Annotated in this window: 16 protein-coding genes and 1 rRNA gene (1 of these 17 only partly in view); 6 read left to right on the forward strand and 11 right to left on the reverse strand. The window is 56.3% G+C overall.

Annotated features, from left to right (window positions below; genetic code table 11):
• Both rrf and QHL1GM_RS14745 read left to right on the forward strand, forming a co-directional pair.
• Positions 1-95: ribosomal RNA gene (gene rrf, locus QHL1GM_RS14740) — 5S ribosomal RNA — on the forward strand (it extends 21 nt beyond the left edge of the window).
• A gap of 229 nt (positions 96-324) precedes the next feature.
• On the forward strand, positions 325-1,656 hold the full coding sequence (locus QHL1GM_RS14745; protein ID WP_071695130.1) for a deoxyguanosinetriphosphate triphosphohydrolase: 1,332 nt from the start codon (positions 325-327) through the stop codon (positions 1,654-1,656).
• 11 nt (positions 1,657-1,667) lie between these two features.
• Here the strand turns inward: QHL1GM_RS14745 and QHL1GM_RS14750 are convergent, their stop codons facing one another.
• Genes QHL1GM_RS14750 through QHL1GM_RS14760 form a run of 3 tightly spaced genes read right to left on the reverse strand, consistent with a single transcriptional unit; the run spans position 1,668 to position 3,709 of the window.
• The gene (locus tag QHL1GM_RS14750) at positions 1,668-2,576 is read right to left on the reverse strand and encodes a nuclease-related domain-containing protein (RefSeq protein WP_071695131.1); all 909 of its coding nucleotides are present in this window, start codon (positions 2,574-2,576) and stop codon (positions 1,668-1,670) included.
• A 57-nt stretch (positions 2,577-2,633) separates the two neighbouring features.
• On the reverse strand, positions 2,634-3,008 hold the full coding sequence (locus QHL1GM_RS14755) for a translation initiation factor Sui1 (RefSeq protein ID WP_071695132.1): 375 nt from the start codon (positions 3,006-3,008) through the stop codon (positions 2,634-2,636).
• Entirely contained in the window at positions 3,008-3,709 is a 702-nt protein-coding gene (locus QHL1GM_RS14760; protein WP_071695133.1) for an HAD family phosphatase, read from the reverse strand. Before QHL1GM_RS14760 ends, QHL1GM_RS14755 begins: the two co-directional genes overlap by 1 nt.
• A gap of 286 nt (positions 3,710-3,995) precedes the next feature.
• Between QHL1GM_RS14760 and QHL1GM_RS14765 the strand changes: the two genes are divergently transcribed.
• Complete coding sequence (locus QHL1GM_RS14765) at positions 3,996-4,427, forward strand: hypothetical protein (RefSeq protein WP_071695134.1); 432 nt, start codon at positions 3,996-3,998, stop codon at positions 4,425-4,427.
• 16 nt (positions 4,428-4,443) lie between these two features.
• On the opposite strand, the gene QHL1GM_RS14770 is transcribed toward QHL1GM_RS14765, so the two are convergent.
• The 7 genes from QHL1GM_RS14770 to tkt form a co-directional block, all read right to left on the reverse strand.
• A complete protein-coding gene (locus tag QHL1GM_RS14770) occupies positions 4,444-4,719 on the reverse strand; it encodes a hypothetical protein (RefSeq protein ID WP_368087065.1) in 276 nt (91 codons plus the stop codon).
• Between the two features lie 253 nt (positions 4,720-4,972).
• On the reverse strand, positions 4,973-6,037 hold the full coding sequence (gene fba / locus QHL1GM_RS14775; protein WP_071695136.1) for a class II fructose-bisphosphate aldolase: 1,065 nt from the start codon (positions 6,035-6,037) through the stop codon (positions 4,973-4,975).
• A gap of 112 nt (positions 6,038-6,149) precedes the next feature.
• Positions 6,150-7,319, reverse strand: a complete 1,170-nt coding sequence (locus QHL1GM_RS14780; protein WP_071695137.1) for a phosphoglycerate kinase — start codon at positions 7,317-7,319, stop codon at positions 6,150-6,152.
• Positions 7,320-7,392: 73 nt separating this feature from the next.
• Entirely contained in the window at positions 7,393-8,430 is a 1,038-nt protein-coding gene (locus tag QHL1GM_RS14785) for a type I glyceraldehyde-3-phosphate dehydrogenase (protein ID WP_071695138.1), read from the reverse strand.
• 119 nt (positions 8,431-8,549) lie between these two features.
• Positions 8,550-9,275 carry an LrgB family protein gene (locus tag QHL1GM_RS14790; RefSeq protein ID WP_071695139.1) on the reverse strand — a complete coding sequence of 242 codons (726 nt, stop codon included), beginning with the start codon at positions 9,273-9,275 and terminating at the stop codon, positions 8,550-8,552.
• Complete coding sequence (locus QHL1GM_RS14795) at positions 9,265-9,618, reverse strand: CidA/LrgA family protein (RefSeq protein ID WP_071695140.1); 354 nt, start codon at positions 9,616-9,618, stop codon at positions 9,265-9,267. Before QHL1GM_RS14795 ends, QHL1GM_RS14790 begins: the two co-directional genes overlap by 11 nt.
• Before the next feature lie 3 nt (positions 9,619-9,621).
• Positions 9,622-11,613: a transketolase gene (tkt, locus tag QHL1GM_RS14800; RefSeq protein WP_071695141.1), complete on the reverse strand. Its 1,992-nt coding sequence runs from the start codon at positions 11,611-11,613 to the stop codon at positions 9,622-9,624.
• A 248-nt stretch (positions 11,614-11,861) separates the two neighbouring features.
• On the opposite strand from tkt, the gene metK reads away from it, so the two are divergent.
• Together metK and ligB are read left to right on the forward strand one after the other, a co-directional pair.
• Positions 11,862-13,082: a methionine adenosyltransferase gene (gene metK / locus QHL1GM_RS14805; protein WP_071695142.1), complete on the forward strand. Its 1,221-nt coding sequence runs from the start codon at positions 11,862-11,864 to the stop codon at positions 13,080-13,082.
• Between the two features lie 136 nt (positions 13,083-13,218).
• A complete protein-coding gene (gene ligB / locus QHL1GM_RS14810) occupies positions 13,219-14,895 on the forward strand; it encodes an NAD-dependent DNA ligase LigB (RefSeq protein ID WP_071695143.1) in 1,677 nt (558 codons plus the stop codon).
• On the opposite strand, the gene QHL1GM_RS14815 is transcribed toward ligB, so the two are convergent.
• Positions 14,892-15,827 carry an AEC family transporter gene (locus QHL1GM_RS14815; protein ID WP_071695144.1) on the reverse strand — a complete coding sequence of 312 codons (936 nt, stop codon included), beginning with the start codon at positions 15,825-15,827 and terminating at the stop codon, positions 14,892-14,894. The genes ligB and QHL1GM_RS14815 overlap by 4 nt on opposite strands.
• Positions 15,828-15,971: 144 nt before the next feature.
• Between QHL1GM_RS14815 and metF the strand changes: the two genes are divergently transcribed.
• Positions 15,972-16,814 carry a methylenetetrahydrofolate reductase [NAD(P)H] gene (gene metF / locus QHL1GM_RS14820; RefSeq protein ID WP_071695145.1) on the forward strand — a complete coding sequence of 281 codons (843 nt, stop codon included), beginning with the start codon at positions 15,972-15,974 and terminating at the stop codon, positions 16,812-16,814.
• Positions 16,815-16,843 lie beyond the last annotated feature (29 nt).

A 16,843-nucleotide genomic window follows, 5' to 3' on the forward strand; every position in this document is an offset into this window, starting at 1 on the left:
GAACCACCTGATCCCTTGCCGAACTCAGCAGTGAAACCGCTTAGCGCCGATGGTAGTGTGGGGTCTCCCCATGCGAGAGTAGGTCATCGTCAGGCACCTATTCAACGAAGAACCCAGCCACCCGGCTGGGTTTTTTGTGTGCGTGGAAGAAAAGTCATGTCATGGCGAGGAGCGCAGCGACGCGGCCATCTCGTCCTGCGGTGGCAAGCCACCTCGAGATCGCCACGCTTCGCTCGCGATGACATGAAGTACTCTCTGAAGCCCAACTAACGTGCGGTTTTTCGGTGTTTTATGTCAAAATGCACTCCTCAAGGAGGAATGCCCATGACTCAGATGCGCTGGGAACAGTTACTCTCCCCACGTCGTCTTCACGATCAACGCTCAACAAGTACCCGTGAAATCGGTCGCAGCCCGTTTCATAAGGATCACGACCGAATTGTTTTTTCCGGTTCGTTTAGGCGCCTTGGGCGCAAGACCCAGGTGCACCCGCTGACCGAAAACGATCATATCCATACTCGCTTGACTCACTCGCTCGAAGTTGGCTGTGTAGGTCGTTCTTTGGGTATGATTGTGGGCGAGCTGTTACATGATCGCCTACCTGAATGGATAACGCCGGCTGATCTTGGCGTCATTGTGCAGACGGCATGCCTGGGGCATGACATTGGTAATCCCCCTTTTGGTCACGCCGGTGAGTATGCTATTCGCGACTGGTTCCAGCGTGCGCAGCGCAGTGGCCTGTTAGAAGGGCTTTCAGACGCTGAGCGAGAAGATCTGTTGACCTATGAGGGTAACGCTCAGGGCTTTCGGGTGATAACGCAGATCGAATATAACCAGTTTAATGGCGGTATGCGGCTATCGGCGGCCACCCTGGGTGCGCTGCTTAAATACCCCTGGACGGTACGCTACAGCGGCCGGGCGGGTAAGTTCGGCGCTTACCAGTCCGAGCAAGCGCTGCTCAAAGAGGTGGCTGAAGCGGTGGGGTTGTTGCCCCAAGGCGAGCAGCGCTGGTGCCGCCATCCTTTGGCGTGGCTGGTCGAGGCGGCAGATGATATTTGCTATGCCCTGCTGGATCTGGAGGATGGTTTGGAGATGGGCATCCTGCGCTATGAAGAGGTCGTCGAAATACTACGCCAAATTGCCGGAGAGTTCCCGCCTGAGTATGCCGATATGCAAGCCCGTAACGTGTCCCAGCGACGCCGTATTGCACTACTGCGAGGCGCTGCCATGGAGCGTGCGGTTAATGATGTCGGCGCGGTGTTTGTGCAGCATGAGCAGGCCCTGCTGAGTGGCACGCTCAGTGATGACCTCTTGGAACTATGTCACCCCGACTTGGGGTGGGGCGTTCAGGCGGCGAAGCAATTGGCTCGAGAGCGTATTTTCCAGAATGAACGTAAGGCAAAGCTGGAGATTGGTGCCTATACGACGCTGGGTATTCTGCTGGAAGCCTTTATTGGCGCTGCACATGAGCTTCATCACACAGGACGCTCATCGTTTAAACACCAGCGTGTACTGGCCTTGATCGGCGAAAACACCCCACTGCCATCTTGGTCACTCTACGATAGCTATCGGCGAATGCTGGACTTTATTGGTGGGATGACAGACCACTATGCGGTGGATTTGGCCCAGGAGATGGGCGGTCGACTGCGCGGCGATTGAGGGGAGGGCACTTAAACTGAAGGTTGGCTTAGGTGCTTCAACTCCATCAGCTTAGCGCGCTCAAGCAGAACATTAATGACCTTATCATGGATGGCATCATTGAGTGGACCTGGCGTTAGCTCTGTTAGCTGCTTTGCAAGGGTATCGCCGCTCACCACCAGGATATCCGGGGCGGCTTCGCTGTTATCTATTTTCCAGCCCGGCAGCACCAGTACGCCTTTTACGGGTACAGCCACGCCACAGCGACGCTCGAGCCAGTGAGTCAGCCAACTAACACCTTGGCGTGTTTTATGTAGCGGCCGTCGCTCTTGCCAATGTGGAAAACGCAACCGCTCGCGCTCCACCGCGACTGTATTGAGCTCATTGCCATCGGTGCCGATAGCGAGTGTCCTTGCTCGTGTCTCTACCACAAACACCCCATGGGGCGTTACTACGACGTGATCAATCGTGAAGCTATCGGTAGGTACATCATGGAACACATAGTAAGGGTGCGCATCAGGGCGGACTAAGCGCTTCAGTTCTTGACCGACAGCAAGTTCACAGGCTAAGCCTAATTTTAAGCGCCGGATACGCTGATAGTCGCGTACCAACAGCAATGAAAACGTCAGCACAAGTAAGGTGCTGAGCAGGCCATACAGTGCCCATTCGACCCAGTCTTGTTGCTCAACAAACAGCATGCGTCCCATCCCGTAAACAAGCGGGGCGAGACTGATAATCGGCCCTAACGCGCCGTTTAAAAATAGGCTGGAAAAAGCCTTGTCCAGGCGGTATCGAAGCGCTTGGCCCGGTTCATGAAGGGGGGCGTTGAACGGGGAGTGAACGCGAGCATCGTGAAGGCTGCGCAGCGCAAGGACAATACTGGCCATTGCCGCCATGGGGAATAAAAAAATCAGGGGTAGCACGTATTCCAGCCAAGCCATTGCAGTGCCTTGCTTTATAGAGACTTACCCAATGGTAAGTCGTAGTGGTCTAGAGGCTTAACCTCCAGCGAGTTTAACCTGGTAGCCGAGGTTGCTTAACTCTTGACGCAGGGTATCGCGGTGGTCGCCTTGAATTTCAATAACACCTTCTTTAACTGCGCCACCCGTTCCACAGCGCTTTTTAAGCGTTTTTGCCAAGGTTTTAAGCTCTTCGCTAGGCAGTGGAATGCCACTAACGGTCGTAACGCCTTTGCCTTTCCGGCCACTCGTTTCGCGGCGAATGCGTACCACGCCATCAAGCGCTGCCAGACGCTGCTGTTCACTCAAATCATCGCAGTGGCAGTCATCGAGTGGTTCCCGGCAGGTGGGACAGGTTTTGCCATGTTCGGTGGAGTAAACCAGCCCGCCGAGCTGATCACTTAAAGAGGCCATTATCCTCCTCCCATAGAGTGTTGAGGCACAGGTGTTTGCCAATACTCACGCGTGAGCCGCTCCACTACGGCGGGTAACTGATACATATTGCTGATCATGATAGCGTTTTCAGGCGTTGTTTCAGCATCAGGGAAACGGTTTAAGTGGATTACCGTCATTCCCGCTTGAAGCGCCGCGCGTACACCTACCAAGGCATCGTCTATGGCAATGCAGTCACGCGCTGAATAGCCCATGATACTCGCTGCGTGTAGATGTAAACAGGGTTCGGGCTTCCAGCAATTGGCGGTATAGCCACTGAAAAAACGTTTGCCAAAGTAGTGGCTGAGTCCGGTAGCCTCTAAAGCCGTGCGAATTTTGCTTTCAGGCCCGTTAGAGACCACGGCACTGGGATAACCCGCCAAAACATCCAGCGCTTCTTGGGCGCCTGGTATGGTCGTCAACTCCTGGGCAAGCCGAGTGGCTAGATTGGCCCGCATGGAGGCTTCCATACGGTCAAGCTGGTCAGGGTCAACGTCACCGTAGCGTTGTTGCAGTTCAGCAACGATGCGCCGGAAACGCGCTCCACGAAACTCGCCAAGATAATCAGTAGACGCGAAAGGCAGGCCTACTGAATTAAGCCCGACGGCCATCTCTTCGGCCAGTAGCGGCTCGCTATCGACGAGAGTGCCATCACAGTCAAACAGCAAAAGTGGGAGCGGCATTGCGGTTCCTTGCAGCGGTTTAAGCGCTGCCAGTGTTAGTTGAAGCTATTCGTACTGCTATTGAACGGGATTTTACGCCATTTGTGAACACTGTTTTGTTATTTTTTGCTTGCCTGAACGCGACTCTTGAGCCAGCTTAGATGGCTACGATCATTTTATTAGCTACTGTTGCAGGCCAGCTAGCTTCTGAACACGCTGTAGCGCTAGCGTTGGAAATGGTCAAGCTGCGCTGAAGAGATAGTAGGGATACACTATCCTGTCATAACCAAAACATGGAGAACGCCCAATGCGACTAACCCCTTGGATGCTACCCCTTGCACTCAGCGCTGCTTTGCTAACGACGACTGGCTATGTGTTTGCTGATAGCCATGAGTCAGAGGGCGAACAGCACGAGCCTATGGATGATGCAGCACTCGAAGAGGAGTACGGCATTAAAGCGGGATCAGTAAAGCGTGATGAAGATGAAAGCGCTTCCTCTAGCGATTCTGAAGGCACTGATGAGCAGACGCGCGTCCGTGAAGAAGAAGAAGAGGAAGAGAAAAACGAAGAAGTAGCCACCAGCGAGGGCGAGGCTGACGTAGAGTTAGAGCCTGGTGCGAGTGAAGAACGAAACCCGGAGGCTGGCACGGGCGGCACTGGTAGCCCGGAAGATGCCATTCACAGCAGCGAAGAAGAGAATAGCGAAGATGACGAAGAAGGCACCGACGATAATGAGTAACGTCAGTGCCTAAGCTCTACTTGGCGAGTCGACGCGAGTTAGCGCTACTACGCTGATGGTAAGGCTTCATTGTTCGCTGGCTGGTAACCCACCAGGGAGCCTGCGTGCCGCTCATTGAATTGAGCAGCGCTTTTTGCATGACGAGGCCAGCTTCCATGCTGGCCTCGAGTTTTTCGGTCACCATGCGTTGATTTTCTTGCATCATTTTAGGGCTGAAAAACGGCTGTGTTTGCCATAAATGATTTCGCATAGCTATGGTCGACAAAGACGTCGACCATAGCTCAAAGGCCATGAGGCCGACCTTCCATATATCGAACATCGCTACCGGAGTAGTGGGCATTAGGGGAAACGGAGTAGTCGATTTCATAAGCGTTGTGGCCTCCTTGCTGGAACACGAGACGTCGTGGCCTCATCACCAGTGTTAGCCTATCAATGCTGCGTTGCAACATCTATTTAATTAGCCATAACCTGGGTTATTTAAAAAAATTCACAAAAAAAGACGACCAGGTAGGTCGTCTTTTTTCGAAAGTGCGGCAATTACACGTTTACTTTACCTTGGGAGCCAGCTCGCCGCGCTCATAGCGCAGGAACATCTCTTCCAGGCTAATCGGCTTAATTTTGCTGGCGTTGCCAGCCGTGCCAAAAGCTTCGTAACGAGCGATACAAAGATCGCGCATCGCGGTAACGGTCTCTTTCAAGAACTTACGCGGGTCGAATTCAGACGGGTTCTCAGCCAGGAAGCGACGCACTGCACCGGTAGACGCCAAGCGCAGGTCGGTATCGATATTGACCTTGCGCACGCCGTGCTTAATGCCCTCAACGATCTCTTCGACGGGAACACCATACGTTTCGGGGATCTCGCCGCCGTGCTGGTTAATCACTTCCAGCCACTCCTGGGGAACAGAAGAGGAGCCGTGCATGACCAGATGAGTATCCGGAATGCGCGCGTGGATCTCTTTAATACGCTGGATGGAGAGCGTGTCACCGGTAGGCGGCTTAGTGAATTTGTAAGCACCGTGGCTGGTGCCAATGGCAATCGCCAGAGCGTCCACGTGTGTCGCTTTCACAAACTCGGCAGCTTCTTCCGGGTCGGTCAGCAGCTGCTCCATATCCAGCTTGCCTTCCGCGCCGATACCGTCTTCCTCTCCGGCCATGCCGGTTTCCAGGCTGCCCAGGCAGCCCAATTCGCCTTCGACGGAAACGCCACAGGCGTGTGCCATTTCCACCGCGCGCCTAGTAACGTTGACGTTATAGTCGTAGTCGGCGGGCGTTTTGCCATCCTCACCCAGCGAGCCATCCATCATCACCGAGGAGAAACCGAGCTGAATGGAACGCTGGCAGATCGCAGGGCTGGTGCCGTGATCCTGGTGCATGACCACAGGGATATGCGGAAACTCTTCGACGGCCGCCAAAATTAGATGACGCAGGAAAGGCGCACCCGCGTACTTACGTGCACCGGCAGATGCTTGCACGATGACCGGTGAATCAGTGGCATCCGCGGCTTCCATAATGGCGCGCATCTGCTCAAGGTTGTTGACGTTGAACGCCGGAATGCCGTAACCGTATTCGGCGGCGTGGTCGAGCATCTGGCGCATGCTGATCAAAGCCATGAAGTTACCTTATCTATGTTTTAGAGACTGGGTTGTAGAGACTGGGCTGTCAAAACAGGATTATCAAAAATGAGCTGTAAAGACTGAGCGTTCAGGTTCAAGTCTTGCAATGTTAACCGCGTTTGGCGGCGGCTTCGAGTGCAGCGACGGCAGGCAATTGCTTGCCTTCGACATATTCAAGAAAGGCGCCACCGCCGGTAGAAATGTACGAAACGCGATCCGCAATGGCATATTTATCAATGGCCGCTAACGTATCGCCGCCACCGGCAATAGAGAAGCCTGCGCTATCGGCGATAGCCTGGGCGATCACTTGAGTGCCTTTACCGAATTGATCGATTTCAAATACACCAACGGGGCCATTCCACAAAATAGTGCCAGCATCTTTGAGCATGCTGGCCAAGTGAGCGGCGGTATCTGGGCCGATATCCAGAATCATCTCGTCGTCAGCCACTTGATCGACCGGTTTGACAACGGCCTTGGCCGATTCAGAAAACTCGGTGGCGACGACGACATCGGTAGGAAGCGGAATCGAGACCTTCTCCATCAGCGCTTTCGCTTGGCCCACTAGATCGGCCTCATGGAGTGATTTGCCGACATTGTACCCCGCCGCGGCAATAAAGGTGTTGGCGATACCACCGCCGACAATCAGTTGATCGCATTTATCAGCCAGCGCGGTGAGGACATCCAGCTTGGTAGACACCTTCGAGCCGCCGACGATGGCTGCCATGGGCCGGGCAGGGTGGGCCAGCGCTTTTTCGAGTGCATCCAGCTCTTGGGCAAGCAGCGGGCCAGCGCAGGCGCTGGGGGCAAGCCGCGCCACGCCGTGGGTGGAGGCTTGGGCGCGGTGGGCGGTGCCAAAGGCATCCATCACAAAGATATCGCACAGCGCGGCGTACTGTTTCGCTAGCTGTTCATCGTCTTTTTTCTCGCCGCTGTTAAAGCGCACGTTCTCTAGCAGCACGATGTCGCCGTTGGCGAGATCCAGCGTTTCGCCGAGATAGGCTGTGATCAGCGGCACTGGGCGGCCTAATAGTTCACCCAAGTGTTCTGCCACCGGTGCGAGGGAGAATTCTTCGGCGGGTTCGCCTTCAGTGGGGCGCCCTAAATGGCTCATCAACATCACCTTCGCACCAGCCTTTACGGCGGCTTGAATTGTCGGCAGTGCGGCTCGCAGGCGGGCATCGCTGGAGACGCGGCCATGTTTGATGGGCACATTCAAATCTTCACGGATCAGCACGCGTTGTCCTTCCAGGGGAAGGTCAGTCATCTTTTTTACATTCATGGAAGCGGTTTCCTCGTGTTTAAGCCGTGGAGCTAAATATAAACAGCTAACGTAAACAACTAATGCCAACAGGTTACGTCTCTGCCGAAAGTCTGGCCAGCCGCTGGCTAATATCGAGCATACGGTTGGCGAATCCCCACTCGTTGTCGAACCAGCACAGCAGCTTAATAAGGCGTTTACCCGCTACCCGGGTTTGGGTAGCGTCCAGGATGCCCGAGCGAGGGTCGTGATTAAAATCAACCGACGCCATGGGTGCTTCAGTATAGCCAAGTACGCCTTTTAAGCGCTGCTGACTGGCGGTCAGCAGCAGCGTATTCACATCGTCGCGGTGGGTGTCGCGACTGACGGTGAGCGCCACGTCCATGGCAGAGACATTGATAGTGGGGACGCGTACGTGCAGGCATTCAAAGCGGCCCGCAAGATTGGGCATCAAGCGGCTAATGCCCAGCGCCAAGCCGGTGTCCACCGGCACAATAGAGTGCATTGCCGAGCGGGTAAGACGCAGATCGGTCTGGTGGTAGGCATCGATCACCGGCTGGTCATTCATCGCCGAGTGAATCGTCGTGGTGACACCGTGCTCAAGGCCGAGAGCTTCATCCAGAACGGTCAACAGCGGCACTAGGCAGTTAGTGGTGCACGAAGCGGCAGAGAGTACACGCTGGGAAAGAGCCAGCTCGCCTTCATTAATGCCCCATACAATGGTGGCATCGACATCATTTTCCGCTGGCTGGGAGAACAGCAGTCTCTTAGCGCCTGCCGCTAAGTGCAGCTCGGCGGTGGCACGATCTTTAAAGCTCCCGGAGCACTCCAGCACCAGATCCACATCAAGCGCCTTCCAGGGCAGCTTTTGTGGATCTGGTTCGCACAGCACCTGGATGCGCTGGCCGTTGACGATTAGGTACTGACCGTCGTTATCGACGTCACCGGGAAAGCGGCCATGGGTGGTGTCGTAACGGGTTAGATAGGTGATGGTCTCGAGATCAGAGAGTTCATTAATAGCGACCACTTCAAGTTCGGGGTGGTGCCGCTCGACGAGCGCCCGCAACACACATTGACCAATGCGTCCGTAACCGTTAATGGCGATGCGATACCTGGGAGCAGAATTAGCCATGCAGAAGGGTGGCTCTTAAAAGTGAAACAGTGATCGGAACGTGTGAGGCTGTCTAAGTTGGAACTCGTTGCGATGATAACGTATTTCAGCGGTCGATTCTTATCAACTGCCCGTGCCCATCAGCCGCCCATACCTACCAACCGCCAAGCGAGTGGCAGTAGCACCGCGGTAAAAATACCGGTAAGGCTCATGCCCAATGAGGCAAAAGCCCCGGCGGTGGGGCTGATCTCAAACGCTCTTACCGTACCAATGGCATGGCCGTTAAGCCCCAGGGCGAAACCGATCAAGCGCTCGTCGTCAATATGCAGCCAACGCGCAGCTAGACTGACACAGGGAATGGTGATCACACCGGTCACCAACAGCGCTCCCAGCAGCAGTGCGGTTGTGCCGCCAAGCTGTTCAGTAATGCCGATAGCGATGGGTGCAGTCACCGATTTAGCGGCAATGGATGCGAGTATGGTTTCCGAGCTGCCCAGCAACCAAGCAATTGCCAGCGAGTAGCAAGCCGCCAGCGTCGCGGCGATGGGCAAACAAATCGCCAGCGGTCGCCACAATTCAACGATACGTGGCAACTGCTGATAAAGCGGCATACCCAGCGCAACCGTGGCTGGCCCCAATAGCACCGTTAGCCATGTGGCTCCCTGCTGGTATGTAGCGTAAGGCAGTCCTATCAGCGCTAATGCCCCTGCCAGCAGCAGTGCCGCGATCAAAATAGCGGGCAGCCAAGAAGGGCGCTTTAAACGCTGGAACAGCGCGCTACCCAGCAAATATGCAGCGAGCGTTAACCCCACCGCAAACAGCGGGGTGGTGGTTAATAGAGTAAGCAGCGGTGTATCAGCGGACATTTGGTTGCCCGATTAGTCGCTTGAGCAGCCACAGCGTGGTCACCACACTGAGTAACGTGCCCAGCAATAGCGCGATAAGGATAGCCGTCCACTGCCCGGCCAGCTCGCCGATGATAAAAAACACCCCAACAACGCCGGGCATAATCAGCATGGCGAGTAGTGCAATCAGTGGCTGGGCGGCAGCGGCAATGTTGTTAGGTACACGGCCCCGAACGGCGAGCGTCGCGCAGAGCAGCAGCATGCCGATCACGCCTGACGAGATTGGCAAAGCGGTGAAGTGGATCACCACTTCACCAATAAGCCAGTAGCTAATCAGCCATAGAAAGCCACTGAGTGCTGGCATGGCTTAGCCGAGTAGTTCGTTGGCTTGTTTGACCACATTCTCGACGGTAAAGCCGAAGTGCTTAAACAGATCGCCCGCCGGCGCAGATTCGCCGTAAGTCGTCATGCCGATCACACGGCCTTCTAGGCCCACATACTTGTACCAATAGTCGGCGTGAGCGGCTTCGATAGCGATACGCTTGGTCACCGCTTTGGGCAGTACGCTCTCACGGTACTCGGCGTCCTGGCCGTTGAAGCGATAGGCTGAGGGCATGGAGACCACGCGTACCGCTTTACCTTGCTGCTCAAGCTCGGCGGCGGCGTCCATCGCCAGGCCGACTTCAGAACCGGTGGCAATCAGAATCAACTCCGGTGTTCCTTCGCTGTCCTTAAGAACGTACGCACCGTTTTGAATGGCTGCCAACTGCGCTTTAGTGCGCTGCTGGTGGGGCAGGTTCTGGCGTGACAGTACTAGCGCGGTGGGGCCGGAGTGACGCTTGATGGCGGCATCCCAAGAGGCGGCGGTTTCAACCGCATCGCAGGGGCGCCAGGTGTTTAGATTCGGCGTCGTACGCAGGCTGGTGAGCTGCTCAATCGGCTGGTGGGTCGGGCCATCTTCACCCAGGCCGATGGAGTCGTGGGTAAACACGTAGATCACCTGCTGGCCCATCAGCGACGCCATGCGGATCGAGTTACGCATGTACTCCATAAAGATCAGGAAGGTCGCGCCGTAGGGCACTAGTCCGCCGTGTAGGGCGATGCCGTTCATGACCGCCCCCATGCCGAACTCACGGACACCGTAGTGCAGGTAGTTACCGCTGGCATCTTCTGGGGTGATCGCTTTGGCGCCTTTCCAGAAAGTCAGGTTAGAGGGGGCCAAGTCGGCACTGCCGCCCAGCAGTTCCGGCATTTGCGGGCCAATTACATTCAGCGCTTCAAACGAGGCTTTGCGTGACGCAATGGTCTCGCCACGCTCTTGGGCCTGCTCAATCAAGGCTTCGGTAGGCAGTTCCGTCGGCAGCTGGCGCTTCATCCGGCGGGTGAATTCCCGCGCTTCGGTGGGGAAGGCTTCAGCATAGCGGGCAAAACGCGCGTCCCACGCCTGCTGGGTCGCTTTGCCTGCTTCACGGGCATCCCAGCCCGAGTAGATTGGCTCAGGAATATGGAACGGAGCGTGGGGCCAGTCGAGCTGCGTGCGCGCCAGGGCCACTTCGTCATCGCCTAGCGGGGCGCCGTGAGCGTCTTCCTTGCCCTGCTTGTTGGGGGCACCAAAGCCAATAATGGTTTTGCAGATAATCAGGCTCGGCTTATCGTCGTGGCTCTTGGCCAGCTCAATAGCGGCTTTGATCTCTTCAGGCTTATGACCATCAACGTTGGGTACTACGTGCCAGCCATAGGCTTCAAAACGCTTGGCGGTATCGTCGGTAAACCAGCCTTCCACTTCACCATCAATGGAGATGCCGTTATCGTCGTATACAGTGATTAGCTTACCCAACTGCTGGGTACCGGCCAGGGAGGCCGCTTCATGGGAGATCCCTTCCATTAAGCAGCCGTCACCTACAAAGCACCATGTGTGGTGGTCAACGATGGAGTGGCCGGGGCGGTTGAACTGCGCCGCCATGGTTTTTTCCGCGATGGCAAAGCCTACGGCGTTGGCAAAACCCTGACCTAGCGGGCCAGTGGTGGTTTCAATGCCGGGCGCGTAGCCGAATTCCGGGTGGCCCGCGGTGGGCGAGTGCAGCTGGCGGAAATTCTGCAGCTGTTCCAGGCTTAGCTCGTAACCACTGAGGTGGAGCAGCGAGTAAAGCAGCATGGAGCCATGGCCATTGGAAAGCACAAAGCGATCACGATCGGCCCACTTGGGGTCTTCGGGGTTGTGCTTGAGGTAGTCATTCCATAGCACCTCGGCGATATCAGCCATACCCATGGGGGCGCCAGGGTGGCCGGACTTGGCCTTCTGAACGGCATCCATGGACAGGGCGCGAATGGCATTGGCTAGCTCAAAACGGGACGGCATGGGGGTGCTCCTCGCCTGAAAACAGAAATTATAAAGGCGCTATTGTCGCTGACTTCCCATGTTGCGGCAAATGTAGCGGCAAATTCTCGGGATCACGTTCTGGGAAGCGTCGCCGACAGCGTGTAGACTCTGCCTCCCGAAGTGATGATGAACGTCATCATTTCGCTAATACGGGCAGGGGACACCTGCCATGATTTCCTGCTGATGCTGTGGAACCTACAGCCGTCATACAGAGGGTAGAGTGCGCGATGAGCGAATATTCCCTGTTTACCTCCGAGTCCGTCTCCGAAGGTCATCCCGATAAGATTGCCGATCAGATCTCTGACGCGGTGTTAGATGCCATTATCGCTCGTGATAAACAGGCCCGCGTTGCCTGTGAAACCATGGTGAAAACCGGAGTGGCGATCATTGCCGGCGAAATTACCACCTCAGCCTGGGTTGATTTAGAAACCCTCGTGCGCGATGTGATTATCAGCATTGGCTATAACTCGTCTGACGTAGGTTTTGACGGCGCGACCTGCGGCGTGGTTAACCTGATTGGCAAGCAGAGTGTCGACATCGCCCAGGGCGTTGATCGCAGCAAGCCGGAAGATCAGGGCGCTGGCGACCAGGGCCTGATGTTTGGCTACGCGACCAACGAAACCGATTCGTTTATGCCGGCGCCGATCCACTACTCGCACCGATTAGTCGAGCGTCAGGCTGAACTGCGTAAAAATGGCCTGCTGCCTTGGCTGCGCCCGGATGCCAAGAGTCAGGTAACCTTCCGTTATAACGCCGAAGGCCAGCCCTGCGGTGTCGATGCCATTGTGCTCTCTACCCAACACGACCCAGATATTAATCAGGAAGACCTGCGCAAAATGATCAAGCGCGAGGTCATTGAGCAAGTGATCCCCGCTGAATGGCTGGATGACAGCACCCAGTACCATATCAACCCGACCGGCAAATTCGTGATTGGCGGCCCGGTAGGCGATTGTGGTCTGACTGGCCGCAAGATCATCGTCGACACCTACGGCGGCATGGCACGTCACGGTGGTGGCGCGTTCTCCGGCAAAGACCCCTCTAAAGTGGATCGCAGCGCCGCCTATGCGGGCCGCTATGTGGCCAAAAACGTGGTGGCCTCGGGTCTGGCGGACAAGTGTGAAATTCAGGTCTCCTACGCGATTGGCGTTGCCGAGCCGACGTCGGTCTCCATCGACACCTTTGGCACCGGTAAAATTGACGATACCAAGATCGTTGCGCTGGTTCGCGAGCACTTTGACCTGCGCCCCTACGCGATCACCAAAATGCTTGATCTGCTGCACCCGATGTATCAGCTCACCGCCGCTTACGGTCACTTTGGCCGGGCGCCGTTCGAGCACAGCTACACCTGGAGCGACGATAAAGGTCAAGCGCATACCGAAACCTTTACCGCCTTCCCGTGGGAAAAGGTTGATAAGGCCGATGCGCTGCGTAAGGCCGCCGGTTTGTAAGAGATTCGCTACAACGGTTGTAAGAAATGTATTAAATCGCCCCTTTGGCTTCGGCCGGGGGCTTTTTTTATGCGCTATTTCAAAACCCTGCGCTAGGCTAAGCCTAAAGGCTGATGTGTTAACGCGGGGGTAAGTAATGTTGTTGGGTGTACGTACTTGGCTGTTGGGAGGCCTAATCTGGCTTGTCACTTTTTCCGCACAGGCTGCCCAATGCCCTGATTGGCCGGAGGAACGCTTAAGCCGCGAAAGCAAAGCGCTGGCCGAGCAGGTGCAGCGCTGGGACATTGCCTACCACGACGAAGGCGTCGCGCTGATCGATGACGCCCTCTACGACCAAGCGGTAGAGCGCCTAGCCACTTGGCAGCGTTGTCTGGGCAATGTACCTGACCATCGCCCGCTTACGCGCGTTACACGCAGCAGCGGCACCCTCGAACACCCGGCAGCGCAGCGTGGGCTTGATAAAGCCGATGACGATGGCGTCAGGCGTTTTACCAGTCGCCGCGAAAACCTGTGGATCCAGCCCAAAGTGGACGGTGTGGCAATTACGCTGCGCTATGCCGATGGCGAACTGGTCGAAGCCGTTAGCCGTGGCGACGGCCAGCGGGGCCAGGACTGGACAGCCCGTGCCCGACAGCTCCCGGCTATTCCCAATACGTTACCCGAGCCTATCTCTGCAGTCTTCCAAGGCGAGCTGTATTGGCGGCTCACCCAACACGTTCAGTCGCGCTCGCCCTCAACAGGAGCACGCGGTGCTGTAGCAGGAGCCATGGCGCAATCCTCTCCTGAAGCCGCCACCCTTGAACGTATTGGCCTGTTTGTTTGGGATTGGCCCGATGGGCCTACCGCAATGCAGGAACGTTTAGCTCGGCTAAGTGAGCTGGGCTTTGATAGCGCTGACTATACTCATCCGCTGGATGATCGCCGTGATGCCGCTTACTGGCGTGATAGCTGGTTTAACGGCCCTCTGCCGTTTGCCACCGACGGTGTAGTCATCAAACAGGCAGAGCGCCCCGGCGTGAGCCGCTGGTCATCTTCGCCCCCGGCGTGGGCTATTGCCTGGAAATACCCCGCCCAGCAGGCGCTAGCGGAAGTGCGTGGCATTGAGTTTCGTGTTGGGCGCACCGGGCGTGTGACGCCGCTGGTGTGGCTTAATCCGGTACAGCTGGAGGGACGACGCATTAGCCGCGTCTCTCTGGGCTCGCTGGAACGCTGGGAAACACTGGATGTTCGTCCCGGTGACCAAGTGGCGATTACGCTGGCGGGGTTAACGATTCCCCAGTTAAGCGAGGTGGTGTGGCACACCCAGGAGCGCTCGCCGCTGACGCCGCCATCACCCCAGCGCTTTAATCTGCTGAGCTGTTTTGAATTAACTCCCGGTTGCGATGGCCAATTGCTGGCTCGGCTTAGCTACCTTGGCGAGCAGCTTGGTATGCAAGGTATCGGTGAAGGTACCTGGCAAGCGCTGATGGACGCGGGCGTAGTCACTCATTTACTGGGCTGGCTGAACGTTGAGCCAGGCCAACTGCAACAGGCCTACGGCATTGGTGAAGCGACCGCCGTCGCGTTACTGGAACAGTTTCAAGCCGCCCAAGGCAAGCCATTTGCAGCCTGGTTAAGTGCGCTGGGCGCGCCACCGGGTAGCGAATCTGTGCGTGGGGATTGGTATGAGTTAGCGGGCTACCAGCGCGAACAGTGGCAAGCTGTTCCCGGCGTCGGCCCGGTGCGCGCTGAGGCGCTTGTGGCGTTTTTCAGCCACCCCGAGATACAGGACATAGCCCGACAGCTTAACGAGGCGGGTGTGGCTGGTTTTTAGCTCAGTCCTGTGAGACGCAGCATCAACCCCAGATAAAGCGGAATCAGCAGCGGCGCGAGTAGTGTCGTCACCAGTACGGCCAGCGCGCCTTTTTGCGGCTGAATGCCCAGTTCCATGGCGACCACCACCACGTTAGCCGCCATAGGCACTACGCCCAGCAGTAGCAGTGCCATGGCGAGCTCGGTGGAGAGTGGGGTGACCCACAGCAACGCCAAAACGGCCAATAGCATGGCTAACGGCCATAGCAAATAGCGCAGCCCTAGGCAGGCGGCCACGAAACGGGTATCCCAGGCGGAAAGCGTCACTTGGCTAAGCGTCATGCCAATAATCATCATGCCGAGCAGCGTGTAAGTGGCAGGGAATACTGCTAGCGAATTCATTGCTGCAGCGGGTAGGGTTATTTCAAGGGCGCTAAGCAGTAACGCGAATAGGAACGCATAGATAAGCGGTAAGCGAGAAATTTTGATCAGACTATCGCGTACTGAAAAGCGTCCGCGCGCGCTAAGGTAAAAGCCCACGGTAAATTCGTAAATATTAATCCCCAGTATACAGAATAGGTAAAGGGTAACGCCTTCAGGGGGTAGCAAAATCAGCGCAATCGGCAGGCCAAAATAGCCGGTATTACCCGTTCCAGAGGAGAACGCCAGCAGGGCCGCTTCCTGCTCACCAAATCGGTGGCGAGTGAGGCGCTGTACGACCAGGGCCATTAGGCTCGCCAGAATGAATAGCGCTAATGTGAGTAAAAGATAGTCAGGTGTTGGGCCGCCGTTCATCAGCGCGCGAAAAATCGTAAAAGGCGCTATCAGGTAAACCAGCAGCGTCGCAATCGGTCGAGGATCAAGCTTTAGCCGTTGGGCGGCGAGCCAGCCTAGCCCCACGTAGCTGAGTAGCATAAGTAACGGCCCAACGAGCGCCCCAGGTGCAAGATCCATTTATCCCCCCGTTGTATGTGTGGTGACTCGCTAACATGAGCCGAATTAAAGGCCAAGCGTGGAATCTTTCATTAGCCCCAACGCGCTGGAACAGGGAGAATACCCCAAAATATCATCACTATTGATCACTAATAAGGAAACCCCATGAGCAGCCATGAGCATCCGCTAGGTATCAGCTTTGAATTCTTTCCGCCCAATACTGATGCTGGGCGCGACAAGCTGATCCACGTTCGCGATGAACTGGCCGCCCGGAAGCCACGGTTTTTCTCGGTTACTTACGGTGCTGGCGGGTCTACCCAGGCACGTACCCGGGAGGTGGTGCGTGCAGTGAGTGAGAGTGGCATCACCACCGCCCCACACCTCTCCTGTATTGGCAGTGAGAAAGCCCAGCTGCGTGATCTGCTGGCGCAGTACCGAGAAGAGGGGGTCGATAGTCTAGTCGCGCTGCGTGGTGACATGCCCTCCGGTATGGGAAGCGTTGGCGAGCTACGGTATGCCAACGAACTGGTTGAGTTTATTCGTGCGGAAACGGGCGACCATTTCGACATCGCGGTAGCCGCTTACCCTGAGTCTCACCCACAGGCACCTAATCTTGATAAGGATGTGGAAAACTTCGCGCGTAAAATGAAGGCAGGGGCCAATATGGCCATCACCCAGTACTTCTTCACCGCCGACGCCTATTTCAACTTCGTCGATAAAGCCCGCGCGCTTGGCGTTGAGCAGCCGATTATTCCCGGGATTATGCCGATTACCAACTACACCAAGCTGGCGCGTTTCTCTGACGCCTGTGGTGCCGAGATCCCGCGTTGGATTCGCAAGCAGTTGGAATCCTATGGCGATGACAGCGAAGCGATTGCTGCCTTTGGCACCGATGTGGTGACCCGTCTTTGCCAGCGATTACTGGATGGCGGGGCGCCAGGCCTGCACTTCTACACGCTTAATCAAGCAGCGCCGGTGCTGAAGATCGTCGACAACCTGACTGACTAAGCCATTTATCGACCCGCTTTAGGCGCACT

Source organism: Halomonas sp. QHL1 (genome assembly GCF_001882345.1).
In the GTDB taxonomy this organism is placed as follows: Bacteria; Pseudomonadota; Gammaproteobacteria; order Pseudomonadales; family Halomonadaceae; genus Vreelandella.

What these genes read in the sequence shown, in the direction of transcription:
- QHL1GM_RS14745 (WP_071695130.1), top strand. Translation starts at nt 325, where the DNA reads ATGACTCAGATGCGCTGGGAACAGTTACTCTCCCCACGTCGTCTTCAC.
- QHL1GM_RS14750 (WP_071695131.1), bottom strand. Translation starts at nt 2,576, where the DNA reads ATGGCTTGGCTGGAATACGTGCTACCCCTGATTTTTTTATTCCCCATG.
- QHL1GM_RS14755 (WP_071695132.1), bottom strand. Translation starts at nt 3,008, where the DNA reads ATGGCCTCTTTAAGTGATCAGCTCGGCGGGCTGGTTTACTCCACCGAA.
- QHL1GM_RS14760 (WP_071695133.1), bottom strand. Translation starts at nt 3,709, where the DNA reads ATGCCGCTCCCACTTTTGCTGTTTGACTGTGATGGCACTCTCGTCGAT.
- QHL1GM_RS14765 (WP_071695134.1), top strand. Translation starts at nt 3,996, where the DNA reads ATGCGACTAACCCCTTGGATGCTACCCCTTGCACTCAGCGCTGCTTTG.
- QHL1GM_RS14770 (WP_368087065.1), bottom strand. Translation starts at nt 4,719, where the DNA reads ATGGCCTTTGAGCTATGGTCGACGTCTTTGTCGACCATAGCTATGCGA.
- fba (WP_071695136.1), bottom strand. Translation starts at nt 6,037, where the DNA reads ATGGCTTTGATCAGCATGCGCCAGATGCTCGACCACGCCGCCGAATAC.
- QHL1GM_RS14780 (WP_071695137.1), bottom strand. Translation starts at nt 7,319, where the DNA reads ATGAATGTAAAAAAGATGACTGACCTTCCCCTGGAAGGACAACGCGTG.
- QHL1GM_RS14785 (WP_071695138.1), bottom strand. Translation starts at nt 8,430, where the DNA reads ATGGCTAATTCTGCTCCCAGGTATCGCATCGCCATTAACGGTTACGGA.
- QHL1GM_RS14790 (WP_071695139.1), bottom strand. Translation starts at nt 9,275, where the DNA reads ATGTCCGCTGATACACCGCTGCTTACTCTATTAACCACCACCCCGCTG.
- QHL1GM_RS14795 (WP_071695140.1), bottom strand. Translation starts at nt 9,618, where the DNA reads ATGCCAGCACTCAGTGGCTTTCTATGGCTGATTAGCTACTGGCTTATT.
- tkt (WP_071695141.1), bottom strand. Translation starts at nt 11,613, where the DNA reads ATGCCGTCCCGTTTTGAGCTAGCCAATGCCATTCGCGCCCTGTCCATG.
- metK (WP_071695142.1), top strand. Translation starts at nt 11,862, where the DNA reads ATGAGCGAATATTCCCTGTTTACCTCCGAGTCCGTCTCCGAAGGTCAT.
- ligB (WP_071695143.1), top strand. Translation starts at nt 13,219, where the DNA reads ATGTTGTTGGGTGTACGTACTTGGCTGTTGGGAGGCCTAATCTGGCTT.
- QHL1GM_RS14815 (WP_071695144.1), bottom strand. Translation starts at nt 15,827, where the DNA reads ATGGATCTTGCACCTGGGGCGCTCGTTGGGCCGTTACTTATGCTACTC.
- metF (WP_071695145.1), top strand. Translation starts at nt 15,972, where the DNA reads ATGAGCAGCCATGAGCATCCGCTAGGTATCAGCTTTGAATTCTTTCCG.